The 14,798-nt window shown below is 38.9% G+C and carries 11 protein-coding genes; 2 read left to right on the forward strand and 9 right to left on the reverse strand.

Going from position 1 to position 14,798, the window contains the following annotated elements; translation table 11 throughout:
* Positions 1 to 107 precede the first annotated feature (107 nt).
* Positions 108 to 1,160: a porin gene (locus DDU33_RS08800; protein WP_108924783.1), complete on the reverse strand. Its 1,053-nt coding sequence runs from the start codon at positions 1,158 to 1,160 to the stop codon at positions 108 to 110.
* A 477-nt stretch (positions 1,161 to 1,637) separates the two neighbouring features.
* Between DDU33_RS08800 and priC the strand changes: the two genes are divergently transcribed.
* Both priC and DDU33_RS08810 read left to right on the forward strand, forming a co-directional pair.
* Positions 1,638 to 2,156, forward strand: a complete 519-nt coding sequence (gene priC, locus DDU33_RS08805) for a primosomal replication protein PriC (protein ID WP_108924784.1) — start codon at positions 1,638 to 1,640, stop codon at positions 2,154 to 2,156.
* 8 nt (positions 2,157 to 2,164) lie between these two features.
* Positions 2,165 to 2,782, forward strand: a complete 618-nt coding sequence (locus tag DDU33_RS08810) for a DUF1919 domain-containing protein (protein WP_108924785.1) — start codon at positions 2,165 to 2,167, stop codon at positions 2,780 to 2,782.
* 74 nt (positions 2,783 to 2,856) lie between these two features.
* On the opposite strand, the gene DDU33_RS08815 is transcribed toward DDU33_RS08810, so the two are convergent.
* The 8 genes from DDU33_RS08815 to lolB all read right to left on the reverse strand — a co-directional run bounded on the left by DDU33_RS08815 (position 2,857) and on the right by lolB (position 14,732).
* On the reverse strand, positions 2,857 to 4,302 hold the full coding sequence (locus DDU33_RS08815; RefSeq protein ID WP_108924786.1) for an alanine/glycine:cation symporter family protein: 1,446 nt from the start codon (positions 4,300 to 4,302) through the stop codon (positions 2,857 to 2,859).
* A gap of 335 nt (positions 4,303 to 4,637) precedes the next feature.
* Entirely contained in the window at positions 4,638 to 6,062 is a 1,425-nt protein-coding gene (lpdA, locus tag DDU33_RS08820) for a dihydrolipoyl dehydrogenase (RefSeq protein ID WP_108924787.1), read from the reverse strand.
* Positions 6,063 to 6,178: 116 nt separating this feature from the next.
* Entirely contained in the window at positions 6,179 to 8,071 is a 1,893-nt protein-coding gene (gene aceF / locus DDU33_RS08825; protein WP_108924788.1) for a pyruvate dehydrogenase complex dihydrolipoyllysine-residue acetyltransferase, read from the reverse strand.
* A 201-nt stretch (positions 8,072 to 8,272) separates the two neighbouring features.
* Positions 8,273 to 10,930: a pyruvate dehydrogenase (acetyl-transferring), homodimeric type gene (gene aceE / locus DDU33_RS08830; protein WP_108924789.1), complete on the reverse strand. Its 2,658-nt coding sequence runs from the start codon at positions 10,928 to 10,930 to the stop codon at positions 8,273 to 8,275.
* 295 nt (positions 10,931 to 11,225) lie between these two features.
* The gene (gene pyrD / locus DDU33_RS08840) at positions 11,226 to 12,233 is read right to left on the reverse strand and encodes a quinone-dependent dihydroorotate dehydrogenase (protein ID WP_108924791.1); all 1,008 of its coding nucleotides are present in this window, start codon (positions 12,231 to 12,233) and stop codon (positions 11,226 to 11,228) included.
* Positions 12,234 to 12,293: 60 nt separating this feature from the next.
* Positions 12,294 to 13,244 (reverse strand): ribose-phosphate pyrophosphokinase, encoded by a 951-nt coding sequence (locus DDU33_RS08845; protein WP_005820993.1) that lies wholly within the window; start codon positions 13,242 to 13,244, stop codon positions 12,294 to 12,296.
* A 19-nt stretch (positions 13,245 to 13,263) separates the two neighbouring features.
* Positions 13,264 to 14,100 (reverse strand): 4-(cytidine 5'-diphospho)-2-C-methyl-D-erythritol kinase, encoded by an 837-nt coding sequence (gene ispE / locus DDU33_RS08850; RefSeq protein ID WP_108924792.1) that lies wholly within the window; start codon positions 14,098 to 14,100, stop codon positions 13,264 to 13,266.
* A complete protein-coding gene (gene lolB / locus DDU33_RS08855) occupies positions 14,100 to 14,732 on the reverse strand; it encodes a lipoprotein insertase outer membrane protein LolB (RefSeq protein ID WP_108925297.1) in 633 nt (210 codons plus the stop codon). The genes ispE and lolB overlap by 1 nt, the downstream gene beginning before the upstream one ends.
* Between the last annotated feature and the right edge of the window lie 66 nt (positions 14,733 to 14,798).

Below are 14,798 nucleotides of genomic sequence, written 5' to 3' on the forward strand. Positions count from 1 at the left end.
CGGTATTTTTGACGGTAAAATTCCAATCTTTCGAATAAATATTTAACATAAAAAAATCCCTCAATCATTTCTGACTGAGGGACTTTTAAACAAATTATATTACTGGATTACCAGTATACACGCATACCTACACCGATAGCTTTATCTGTTCCTTTACCTACATAGTTATAGCCTTTTTGAGCTTTTTCATAACCTTTAGTTTGAACGACTTTACCTTCTACGAAAGCAACCACTTGTTTGTGGAATTTGTAATCAACACCAAGTAAGAAGCCATGAGTTTTTGTTTTAGCAATATCTTTTGCTTTAGAGCGCTCATATAGGTAGTTACCATATACGCTTGAAGTTGGAACCACTTGATATTTGAAACCTGGAGATACATAGAATTTATTAAGTTTTGCATCACCAGCTTTCTCATGAGCATAACCGAAATCACCGATTACAGTGAAATCGCCAAAGGCATAGCTTGCTGACGCTAAATAACCATCTTTACGATGTTTAATTGCAGAATTTGTTTCGTAGTTAGTATGACCATATGCGAAACGAACATCCACATTGCCAGCATTATATAATGCACCTACACCGATAGCATTTTTTACTTCTCCAGTATTTGAAGATGCATCATCCTTCTCATTGAAGTTATAGTTTGCGCTTAATTGTAAACCTTCAATACCACGATAGTCATAACGCACTACTTGTTTACCAGAAGTTGGGATGTACTGGTCTTTTGGAATTAAACCATATTCGTAATCGTTAGTTTGGCTTAAATCATCTGCAATTGTTACTTGACGACCAAATGTAATCTCACCAAATTGTTTGCTACCTAAACCAACATAAGCTCGGTGAGCATATAAATCACCGAATTGATCATCTTTATTGTTTTTGTTAAAACGGAACTCAACACGACCTAATGCATAGAAATCTTGACCTAAATCATGTTTCACTTTTACACCGAAACGAGAACCTGCATTACGTAATTTTGACTCGCTAGCTTTTGATACTAATGTACCATCTGCTGCTTTAGTTTTCTCGTTTGTTTTTTCCATAATTAAACGTAAAGAACCTTCGAAATCTACTTTGGTACCTTCAGCGTCTAATACAGTTACCGCGTTTGCTGATGCTGCGAATGCAGCTACTGATAATGCAACTAATGTTTTTTTCATAATGTTCACCTATCTATGGAGGTTGATTTTTAGTATTGGTGTTCTTTATTGCTAAAGAACATTTCTTTAAAAAACCGCAAACATTTAGTTCTGTAAACTCGAGTAAATGTTTTTTGCGTGGCTATAATGGCAAAAAGGCTATATTCTGTCAATAGTTCCCCCTTTTCTCGCAAAGAGGAGATTTATTATTTAAAATCAATAAGTTACATAAAACAATGAAGAAATAAAATAATATTTCAGAAATTTTTAGCGTTATACTCCATAAAAACACACCATCTAACCCATTGAAAAATAAGACTTTATTTATGTGCATTTGATTTTAAATAAAGTTCCCTACTTTTTTGTATTTTTTTTGTGATATATCTCACATTTTTAACATTTACTTTATTTTACGCTCACTTTATGAACAAATTTTCTGTTTGGAAAGCCTCTTTATGCTCGCTATAATAGGTAATAAATCTTAATTTATCTCTAAAAATGAAGAATTTTAGCCAACATATCGAACAACTTTTAAAAAGCTTTGAACCTTTTTTAACTCGACAAGCGGTTGTATCCGGAGAATATTTTACGAAGGATAAAGCACTTGTTAGCCAATTTGTGGAAGAGATCAAACAGTCTGTCCGGTTATTACAACAACAGGATACTCCTGAATATGCTGAGGTTTATGCTGAAAAATTGCTCCGTCAATTTGATGCATTGAACAAAGCCGTTGCTTTACTCTCTAAAGAAAAGCAAAGAGAAAGTGTTTTTCGATCCGCTTACCATTTTCCTAAAAATGTCCATTCTTTAAGCCCTGAAAAACGCTTAATTGAATATCGCAAAGCATTACGGGCATTAAATGATAAAATAAGTTGGTTAGTCGAAAAACAACTCAGTGCCTCTCATCATGATGAATATCAACAGCTTAAATATCAAATTGATGAAACAGAATATCGCAAAATGCGGTGTTTAGCGGCTATTGAAGAGTTGGAAGAATTAACTTCATATAAAAACTAGGATTTATTATGTTTTCAAAAATAAAAAAATTAATTAATCATTTCTATCGCAAACGCATTAACCAACAAAATCAGCAGCGACTAGAAAATCATTCCATGTCTGTTATTTCGAGCAACTGTAATGGTGCTTTTATTTTGCATGATTTAGGAGAGCAATTCCGTTCGCCTTTTGTGAATCTTTATTTAACACCAAATGATTTTATTCAATATCTAAAGCATCTCGATCAATATATGCATGAAGAGCTTGTATTTGTCAAAAGCGATAAATCTTACCCTGTGGGTATGTTAAAAGATATTACAATTCATTTTATGCACTATCACACTGAAGAAGAAGCTAAAAGCAAATGGTTGGCGCGTAGCCAAAGAATCAATAAAGAAAACCTCTTTATAATGATGACGGATCGAGACGGTTGTACTTACCAAAATTTGCAAGAATTTGACCGCTTGCCATTTAAGAATAAGGTCGTATTTACTCATAAGCCTTATTCTGAATTTGCTTCTGCATTTTACATTACAGGATTTGAACAAGAAAAACAGGTCGGCGATTTATTTGAGTATGTTGGATTAAACGGTAAAAAATTTTACGATCAATTTGATTATGTAAGTTGGTTTAATCAGATGAAATGATAAAAGGGAATTTGATATTATGCAGCGGATATATAAATGTAGGGGCAAATCATATTTGCCCCTACAAACAATTCTTACTTCTCGGATTTCCAAATAAGAGGATCAACGCCTTTATGAATAAGGTCTTGATGTTCTTCAATTCTGAAAACCGGTTCTTGATTTGCTTTGATTTGACGTAGATAGTCCTTCAAAATACGCCAAACAAGTGGAGAAAGAATCAAAATAGCAATCAGATTAATCACCGCCATAGATGCCATGACCGTATCGGCGAATGCCCATACAATACCACCATCTCGCACTGCACCAAAGTAAACAAAGAATAAAACGACTGCACGGAATCCCCAAACAAACCACGCTTTATTTTTGATATAACGGATATTCGTTTCTGCATAAGCATAGTTACCAATAATTGAGGTGTAGCAGAATAATAATAAGATAAAGGCTAAGAAATGTAAGCCAAATTCGCCTAAATGATACTGTAATGCCACTTGAGTTAATTCAACCCCTTTTAAGGTTTCATTGCCATAGTTATCTGACATTAAAATAATGACTGCCGTGCAGGTACAAACGACTATCGTATCAACAAATACACCTAGCATTTGAATTAAACCTTGGCTTGCTGGGTGTTTTGCGTCTGATGTTGCTGCAGAGTTAGGCGCTGAACCCATACCAGCTTCATTAGAGAATAAGCCCCGTTTAATCCCCATTAACATGGTTTTAGAAACTAATGTTCCAAACATGCCCCCTGCTGCGGCAGAAAAATCAAAGGCGCTATCAATAATTGTAGCTAAAATCGACGGCACACGCTCAATGTTCATGCCTAAAATAATGACGGCAATAATTAAATAGAACAATGCCATGGTTGGAACAACTTTCGCCGAAACTTGCCCGATGCGTTTTACCCCACCGGAAATAATCACGGCAGTTAAAATAACAAGAATAATGCCTACATATTCCGCATTCCATTCCCATGCTTTACTTGTTGCTGCCACGATTGAGTTTGACTGTACGGCATTGAATGCAAAACCAAAAGTAAAAATCAGCGTTACTGCAAATGCAATAGCTAAAGGCTTACATTTTAAACCTCGTGTGATGTAATATGCCGGACCACCTCGAAACATGCCGTTTGGGTCTCTTGTTTTATATAATTGTGCTAATGAAGATTCTGCAAATGCAGAACTCATCCCCATTAATGCGGTAATCCACATCCAAAATACTGCGCCAGGTCCACCAAGTGCAATGGCTGTGGCTACCCCACCGATATTACCTACACCTACACGGCTCGCCAAACCTGTTGTAAATGCTTGGAAAGGCGTTAAAGAGCTACCTTCTGCAGCTCGTCCACCCCACATTTCACGCAAACTTTGAGGTAATAGGCGAAGTTGCACTAACCCTGTTGTAATCGTGAAAAATAAACCTGTACCAAGAAGTAGCAAGATGGTAATGTCCCAAAGTGGTCCATCAATCGTATTGACCACCCACGTAAGCAGGGCTTCAAAGCCCGAAACAATTGAATCCATATAAGACCTCTGTTAATAACTAAAATTGACAACTTTCTGCATTGTAACTATTTTTTTACTTTTGAAAACTTTTTTTAATGCTTTTTATAACAAAAAGTATCTTTTAAAATCTTTTAGCAAGAAAAAAGCGACTTTCTGATGAGAAAGCCGCTTTTGTTATAAAACTAAATAATAGATCATAAATTTGTTGCAGGGTGCTCAAATTTTCAGAAGGCTTGCGTAGGGGCGGGGTTTATCCCCGCCCCAGAAACATTTATATACTAAGGGAGGGGATAAACCCCACCCCTACGAAAGAAATTAAATGTTTATGCAATTCTTACATAAGAAAAATTAAATTAGCGTTTTTTCGCTTTAGCATTTGGAAGGTCAGTAATTGAACCTTCAAATACTTCCGCTGCTAAGCCAACTGATTCGTGTAAAGTTGGGTGAGCGTGGATTGTTAATGCGATATCTTCTGCATCACAACCCATTTCGATTGCAAGACCGATTTCGCCTAATAATTCACCACCATTCGTACCCACAATCGCACCACCAAGTAAACGATGCGTATCTTTATCAAAGATTAACTTCGTCATACCTTCTGAACATTCAGATGCAATCGCACGACCTGAAGCAGCCCAAGGGAATTTAGCCACTTCGTAGTTTAAGCCTTCTTGTTTACACTCTTTCTCTGTTTTACCTACCCAAGCAACTTCCGGCTCAGTGTAAGCAATTGAAGGGATTACTTTTGGATCAAAGTAGTGTTTTTGTCCTGCAATCACTTCTGCAGCAACGTGTCCTTCGTGAACACCTTTGTGTGCTAACATTGGCTGACCAACGATATCACCGATAGCAAAGATGTGAGGTACGTTTGTACGCATTTGTTTGTCAACTGCGATGAAACCACGATCATCAACGTTTACGCCTGCTTTACCTGCATCAATCAATTTACCGTTTGGTACACGACCGATAGCAACAAGTACAGCATCATAACGTTTAGTATCGTTACATGCTTTACCTTCCATAGAAACATAGATACCATCATCTTTTGCTTCTACTGCAGTTACTTTCGTTTCAAGCATTAACTTAAATTTCTTCTCGATCTGTTTGGTATAGATTGCAACCACATCTTTATCTGCAGCAGGGATTACTTGGTCAAACATCTCAACCACTTCAATTTCTGCGCCTAATGCGTGGTAAACTGTACCCATCTCTAAACCGATAATACCACCACCCATGATAAGGAGTTTTTTCGGTACTTCTTTTAATTTAAGCGCATCTGTTGAATCCCAAATACGTGGATCTTCGTGTGGGATAAATGGTAATTGAATTGGGCGAGAACCTGCTGCGATAATCGCATTATCAAATTTAATGGTGGTTGGGTTACCATCACGATCACGAGCAACTAAAGTATTTGGATCAGTAAATGCGGCTAAGCCTTCTACAACCGTTACTTTACGTGCTTTTGCCATACCCGCTAGACCGCCGGTTAATTTAGCTACTACTGCATCTTTACCCGCACGAACTTTATCTAAATCAATTGTTGGTTCAGTAAAGAAGATACCATTTTTCTCAGCGTGTTTCGCTTCTTCGATCACTTTTGCTACGTGTAATAACGCTTTAGATGGGATACAACCTACGTTTAAGCAAACCCCACCTAATGTTGAATAACGTTCAACTAATACGGTCTCTAAACCTAAATCCGCACAACGGAATGCCGCTGAATAACCTGCAGGACCAGCACCAAGTACAACCACTTGGGTTTTGATTTCTTTGCTCATAAATTTTTCCTCTTATGTAGGGACACACTGCGTGTGTCCACGGACGCAAGCATTGCGTCCCTACAACAAGCGGTCTTTTTTGCATTATATTTTGCAAATCTGACCGCTTACATCAATTACATTACTAAACGACGAATATCCGCAAGAACACCGTTGATATAGCTTAAGAAACGTGCACCATCAGCACCATCGATCACGCGGTGGTCGAAAGATAATGATAATGGAAGCATTAAGCGTGGCTCAAACTCTTTACCGTTCCATTGTGGCATCATTTCTGATTTAGAAACACCTAAAATTGCCACTTCTGGTGCATTCACAATTGGTGTGAAGTGAGTTGTACCGATACCGCCTAAGCTTGAAATCGTGAAACAGCCACCTTGCATATCAGAACCTGACAGTTTGCCATCACGTGCTTTTTTCGATACTTCCATTAATTCACGAGAAAGTTCAACGATGCCTTTTTTGTTCACATTTTTGAATACCGGAACAACTAAGCCATTCGGTGTATCAACTGCAACACCGATGTTGATATATTTCTTGATCGTTAATTTTTGACCATCTTCAGAAATTGAACTGTTGAAACGTGGGTATGCTTCTAACGCTTTCGCAACCGCTTTCATGATGAATACCACTGGTGTGATCTTCACATCTGATTTTTGTTTTTCAGCTAATTTGTTTTGTTCTTTACGGAACGCTTCTAAATCGGTAATGTCAGTGCGATCGAAGTGTGTCACGTGTGGAATCATTACCCAGTTACGGTGTAAGTTTGCACCAGAGATCTTATTGATACGGCTTAATTCAACTTCTTCAACTTCACCAAATTTGCTGAAGTCCACTTTCGGCCATGGTAATAAACCTAAACCTGCGCCATTTGCGACACCTGTGCCTGCCGGTGCTTTGCCTGCTTTCACATCTTCAAATAATTGAACTGCAGTTTTCACGTAAGCTTGGATATCTTCTTTAACGATACGACCTTTACGACCTGTACCTTTCACTTTATCTAAGTTTACGCCGAATTCACGTGCTAAACGGCGAATCACCGGTGTTGCGTGAGCATATGCCGCTGAAGCAACAACTTGTTCTTGGCTTAAACCTGAAACATTACCACTTTGTGCCGGTGCTGCTGGTGCAGTCGGTGCTGGCGCTGCTGCTTGAGCAACTGGAGCCGGAGCGGCTGCCGGTGCTGCACCTGCGACTTCAAAACGCATAATGAGTGAACCGGTTTTCACTTTATCGCCAGAATTCACTAAAATTTCTTTTACTACGCCTGCAAATGGTGCCGGTACTTCCATTGATGCTTTGTCGCCTTCAACGGTAATTAAAGATTGCTCTTCTGAAACCGTATCGCCCACTTTTACCATGATTTCGGTTACGTTTACTTCATCGCCACCGATATCCGGTACATTAACATCTTTAACCGCTGCCACTGCCGGTGCTGCTGGAGCAACTTCCGCAACTGGTGCTGCTGCCGCAGGTGCTGCAGATGCGGTTTCAAATTTCATAATCAATTTACCTGTTGATACTTTATCGCCAACATTGATTAAAATTTCTTTTACAACACCTGCAACCGGAGCCGGAACTTCCATAGAAGCTTTATCGCCTTCTACGTTGATGATAGATTGATCAACTTCAACTGCATCGCCCACTTTTACCATGATTTCAGTGACGTTTACTTCATCTGAACCAATATCCGGTACGTTTACTTCAACGATCGCTGATGCTGTTGCAACCGGTGCCGGTGCTGCTTGAGCCGGTGCTTCTGCCACTGGTGCTGAACCTGCTGCTTCTAAAACAAGCATTGGCGAACCTGTTGTGACTTTATCTCCTACTTTAACAAGTACTTCTTTTACAACACCTGCTTCTGGCGCTGGCACTTCCATAGAAGCTTTATCGCCTTCTACGTTGATAATAGATTGGTCGATAGAAATGGTATCGCCCACTTTGACCATTACTTCTGTTACGCTTACTTCATCTGAACCGATGTCTGGTACATTAATTTGTTTTGACATTTTGGTAATCCTTCATTTAATAAACCACCCTCGCCCCTTGTGGGAGAGGGACAGAAAAATTGCGTAAAGCAATTTTTCAGGGAGAGGGGAAAGCGGTCTCATTTTTACAAATTTTGCAAATACCACACCCTCTCTCTGCGATCCACTTCTGAACGAAGCGTGTCGCTGTCTCTCCCCCATAAAGGGGGAGAGTGTTAATAATTATGCATATAACGGGTTAATACGATCTACATTTAAACCGAATTTCGCAATCGCATCAGCAACCACTTTCGTTTCAACTGTGCCTTCTTTCGCTAATTGGCTTAATGCTGCAACCACAACATAACGCTCATCTACTTCAAAGTGTTCACGTAAGTTTGCACGGCTGTCTGAACGACCGAAACCGTCTGTACCTAACACGTGGTAGTGTTTAGTTGGTACGAACGCACGAATTTGCTCTGCATAAGATTTCACGTAGTCTGTTGAAGCAACGGTTGGTAAATCTGCTAATACTTGTGCAACATATGGTACACGTGGCGCTTCTGTTGGGTGTAATAAGTTCCAACGAGCTGCATCGTTACCATCACGACCTAATTCATTAAATGAAGGTGCAGAGAACACATCAGAAGTGATACCGTAGTCGTTTGCAAGGATCTGTGCTGCTTCACGAACATGACGCATAATTGCACCTGAACCTAATAATTGAACACGACCTTTGCCTTTACCTTCAACCGTTTCAAATTTATAAAGACCTTTACGGATACCTTCTTCTGCACCTTCCGGCATTGCTGGTTGTTCAGTAATTTCATTTAATGTTGTGATGTAGTAGAACACATCTTCTTGGTTTTCACCGTACATACGGCGGATACCATCTTGAACAATGACCGCAACTTCAAATGCAAATGATGGATCGTAGGTTACACAGTTAGGGATGATACCTGCTTGAATATGGCTATGACCATCTTCGTGTTGTAAACCTTCGCCGTTTAATGTTGTACGACCTGATGTACCACCGATCATGAAACCACGCGCTAATTGGTCGCCTGCTAACCACATCATATCGCCCACACGTTGGAAACCAAACATAGAGTAATAGATGAAGAATGGAATCATTGGGCGATTACTTACAGAGTAAGATGTCGCTGCTGCAACCCATGAAGCTGTTGCACCTAATTCGTTGATACCTTCTTGTAATACTTGACCATCTTTTGCTTCACGATAGTAAGCTACTAAATCACGGTCTGATGGTACATAGTTTTGACCATGCGGGTTGTAAATACCGATTTGACGGAATAAACCTTCCATACCGAATGTACGAGCTTCATCGGCAATAATTGGCACGATTGAGTTACCAATATTTTTATCTTTTAATAGTGTATTTAACACACGGCTGAATGCCATTGTTGTTGAAATACCACGAGGTTGAGCTTCTAATAATGCTTGGAACTCATTTAATGCCGGTACTTGATATTCAATATCAAATTTCGGTTTACGAGCAGGTACATAACCATTTAATGCAGCACGTTTGCCGTGTAAGTAGTTATATTCTGCTGAACCTTCTGCAAATTTAATGTATTCTAAGTTTTCAACTTGCTCATCTGTTAATGGTAATTCGAAGTAATCACGGAAGCCTTTTAAGCTTTCTAATGACATTTTTTTCGATTGGTGAGCCGTGTTTTTACTTTCTGCTTCAGGGATTTTATAACCTTTAACTTGGTGCGCTAAAATTACAACCGGTTTTGTTGCGTTTTGTGCTTTAGCATACGCAGCGTAAAGTTTTTCGCTATCGTGTGCACCACGGCGTAATTCCCAAATTTCATCATCTGTCATATCTGCAACTAATGCCGCAGTTTCAGGGTAACGACCAAAGAAATGTTCACGAATGTAAGCACCGTTTTTAGATTTGAAGGTTAAATAGTCGCCATCAACCACTTCCATCATTAACTGAGTTAATTTACCTGAAGTATCTTTTGCGAATAATTTATCCCAGTTGCTGCCCCATAATACTTTGATAACTTCCCAACCAGCACCGGTAAATAAACCTTCTAATTCTTGAACGATTTTACCGTTACCGTTTACCGGACCATCTAAACGTTGTAAGTTACAGCTAATCGTGAAAATTAAGTTATCTAATTTTTCACGTGCAGCAAAGGTTAATGCACCTTTTGACTCGATTTCATCCATCTCGCCATCGCCTAAGAATGCATAGACTTTTTGATCTGCTGTATCTTTTAAGCCACGATTTTCAAGGTATTTTAAGAAACGAGCTTGGTAGATTGCATTAACAGGACCTAAACCCATAGATACGGTTGAGAATTGCCAGAATTCAGGCATTAATTTCGGGTGAGGATATGAAGATAAACCATCTGCAAAAGCTTCTTGACGGAAATTATCCATTTGCTCTTCAGTGATACGACCTTCTAAGAACGCACGAGCATACATACCTGGTGCGGCGTGACCTTGGAAGAATACTAAGTCGCCACCATTTTTTTCTGTTGCTGCTTTGAAGAAGTGGTTATAGCACACTTCATACATGGTTGCTGCTGATTGGAATGTTGAAATATGACCACCTAAGTCAAGATCTTTCTTCTGACTACGTAAAACCATCGCAATCGCATTCCAACGTACAGCTGAACGAATACGGCGTTCAATCGCGTGATCGCCCGGGTAAGCTGGTTGTTCTAAAGCTGGAATCGTATTGATGTATGGCGTTGTTACACCTGATTGAATTGCAACACCATTGTTACGAGCTTGGCTCATCACTTGTTCAATAATAAATTGAGCACGCTCAACACCTTCTTCACGAATTAAAGAATCTAAAGACTCTAACCAATCTTGAGTTTCGATTGGATCTACGTCATTTACTAAAATCTCTGACATAGGTTTTCCCTTATTAGTTTGTTTAAAATAAAATAAAGCTCATATCACAGATATTAAAAAGCTTTATCGTTGCTTGATTTCAATGCGACAAGCCTTAACAAGAGTTTGCAAATATCATTGATGATTTCCAAACTATTGTTAAAGCCTATCACACCCACAATATCTACGAATTTATAATCTATTTGCTTGTTATAAAAATGTAGATGAATTTTTAAATTAAGATAACAAAAAACTGCTAATTTGTCTATTTTTTTGCGCCAAATCAAATTAACAGTTTTCTTCAATGATTAAACTCCTAACGCAATTTAATCTGTTTGGCTAATTCTTGAATTAATTGCGGTCCTTGATAAATCATTGCGGAGTAAACTTGTAATAATGATGCGCCGGCATCTATTTTTTCTTGACCTGATTCAACCGAATGAATACCGCCACTCCCAATAATAGGTAATGCACCATTTAACTCTTTTGCCAGCAAGCGAATTAAACGTGTACTTAGTGCATTCAACGGTTTACCACTTAACCCACCTTGTTGTTCCGCATTTTTTAAACCGGCAACAGGTTCTCGAGAAAGTGTGGTATTACCCGCAATAACACCATCAATTTTGTGTCTGACTAAACTGTCTGCTACGGAAGCAATTTCATTTTCCGCCAGATCCGGCGCAATTTTTAATACAAGCGGTTTATATTGATTGAATTTTTGCGAGAGCTGTGCTTGTTCGGCTTTTAAATGTTGAAGAAGATCATCTAATGCTTCGCCATATTGTAACGAACGTAAGTTTTTAGTATTTGGCGAAGAAATATTGACCGTAATATAATCAGCGTGTTCATAAACTTTACGCAAACAAATTTGGTAATCGTCTAGGGCTTTTTCAATCGGTGTAATAGCATTTTTACCAATGTTTATCCCTAATATACCATCATATTTGGATTTTTTGACATTTTCTACAAGAACATCCACACCATAATTGTTAAATCCATTACGATTCACAATACCTTCAGCTTCTAAAATTCTGAACTGGCGTGGTTTCGGGTTTCCATCTTGAGCAACCGGTGTAACCGTTCCCACTTCAATAAAACCAAAACCTAATTTACCGAATCCATCGATTGCCTCACCATTTTTATCAGCCCCAGCGGCTAAACCGATAGGATTTTTAAATTTGAGCCCCATCACTTCTGTCGGATTTTGTGGGATAGTGAACGGATTAAAAGGCAACTGCCCCATTATTTTTAAAGCTTGGATGGAAAAATGATGCGCCGTTTCAGGCTCCATGGTAAAAATAAATTTACGGATGAGTGAATACATATTATTGGATTATTTAGTGATAAATGTAAAAAAAGCGGGTATAAAACCCGCCTCAATCTATTAAGCATCAAACATTGCAGAAATTGATTCTTCGTTGCTAATACGACGAATAGCCTCTGCAAGCATACCAGATAAAGTTAATGCACGAACTTTATTAAGTGCTTTAATTTCTTCCGAAAGTGGAATAGTATCCGTCACCACCACTTCGTCTAACGCTGGATTCGCAAGATTTTTTGCCGCTGTGCCAGAAAACACTGGGTGAGTTGCATAAGCAACAACTTTTGTTGCACCACGTTCTTTTAACGCTTCAGCCGCTTTAACTAAAGTACCACCGGTATCGATCATATCATCAACGAGAATACAATCACGACCAGCAACATCACCAATGATGTGCATTACTTGTGATACATTCGCTTTTGGACGACGTTTATCAATGATAGCCATATCTGCATCATTTAATAATTTTGCAATCGCACGTGCACGTACCACACCACCGATATCCGGTGAAACCACCATTGGATTATTTAAATCTGTTTTTTGTAAAATATCTTTGATTAACACAGGAGAACCAAATACGTTATCTACCGGCACATCAAAGAAACCTTGAATTTGCTCTGCGTGTAAGTCGCAAGTTAATACGCGATCAACACCCACACTAGAAAGAAAATCTGCAACTACTTTTGCGGTAATGGGTACACGAGCAGAACGCACTCGGCGATCTTGACGAGCATAACCAAAATAAGGGATTACTGCCGTGATACGACCTGCTGAAGCACGACGTAACGCGTCTACCATGACGATCAATTCCATTAAATTATCATTCGTTGGCGCACAAGTCGATTGTACGATGAATACGTCTGAACCACGTACATTCTCGTTAATTTGAACTTGGATTTCTCCATCACTGAAACGACCAACTGTCGCATCACCAAGAGAAATATAAAGACGCTCTGCAATACGTTTCGCAAGTTCTGGAGTTGCATTACCTGCAAACAATTTAATATCTGGCATTGGAATGGATCCTTTAGGATTAGAAAGTTAAGTTAAGAAATTGATGTAACGGAGAACGATTCTGCCCTTTTGCAACAAAACCAAATACATTTTCCGGTTTATGCGCAAAAACTGCCCTAGCTTCTTCCTCACGATCAAATTCAGCAAAAATACAAGCACCTGTGCCTGTCAATCTGAATCTTGCATATTTTAGCAATTTTGTAATCAGATCTTCAACCTCGAAATAATGATCTCGAACAACTTTTTCGCAATCGTTTTCCCAGCTTGTATTAAGAAGGTTATTCATTGAACGTTTGGGTGTATTTCTAGGTAAAAGAGGATCTTTAAAAACCACCGCTGTTGAAATCGCAATTTCAGGCTTAAGTACTACATACCATTTTTCTTTAGGCTCACAAGGCGTTAAAACTTCGCCAACCCCTTCTGCAAAGGCAGCAAAACCTCGCACAAAAATAGGCACATCAGCACCTAAGGCTAACCCTAATTCTGCTAATGCTTCGAGGGTAAGCCCTGTTTGCCAAAGATAATTTAACCCAACAAGAACGGTTGCCGCATTAGACGATCCGCCACCAACACCGCCGCCCATAGGGAGACGTTTAGTTATCCCAATTCTTGCCCCTTTTTGACAAGCGGTCGTTTCTTGTAGAAGTTTTGCAGCCTTATAAATTAAATTATCTTCTTTTGCCACTTGAGGTAGTTCGTTCAATAATTCTATCTGACCGCTCTCATCAACCTCTATTTCAATCTCATCGCCAAAATCAAGAAATTGAAATAACGTTTGAAGTTCATGGTAACCGTTCGGTCGCTGTCCGGTAATGTATAAAAATAAATTCAACTTAGCAGGGCTTGGAAATTTCATTAGTATGTCCAATTATCAATACGAATTTTTAACGTTTGAGAACCATTTTCTAACACAATCAATTTAGGTAAATTAGGCTGTTTTGTCTCATCATAGCTTACATAGCTAACTTTCCAAACAACACCTTTAATTGGATAGCTAAACTGTGCTAACTGACGCTTATCATTTACCGTATATTGACCGTTTTTCTCTGGCTGACCTTTTAACCAATAAGCAAACTGATCGATAGGAAATGCCACACCAATAATTTCTTGCATTAAGGCATCGATATCACGATCTGAACGGCTATTCCCTTCACTATCAGAAATCGTTAGCCCACGTGCATTACGGTGTAATTTTAGCGACTTGCTGGATAAATTCGAAGAAAGCTCAAGCCCAAAGTTGGTTGTGTTGTTATATTGCCAATCAAAATGTGATGAGAAGCGCTCTTCAGGCGAGATATAACCAAATTGTCCCGTTGCTTTATAGCTGTGAATTTTAGCCAGTGCGGCAAGATGCGCTTGCCATTGAGGATCTTGATGAGAAATTTGTTGGGTTGGTTGTTCAACGGTTGTCGGTGCATCAAGTACAGATTGACAACCTACCAAGAAAACAAGAGGTGTCAGTAAAAAAATTTTTGAGCGTTTTTTCATATCAAATAAAAAGCGGTAGGATTTCATTAAAATTTTGCAAATTCTACCTGAAATCTTACCGCTTGT

It is taken from the genome of Actinobacillus porcitonsillarum, assembly GCF_003101015.1.
Classification (GTDB): Bacteria; Pseudomonadota; Gammaproteobacteria; order Enterobacterales; family Pasteurellaceae; genus Haemophilus_A; species Haemophilus_A porcitonsillarum.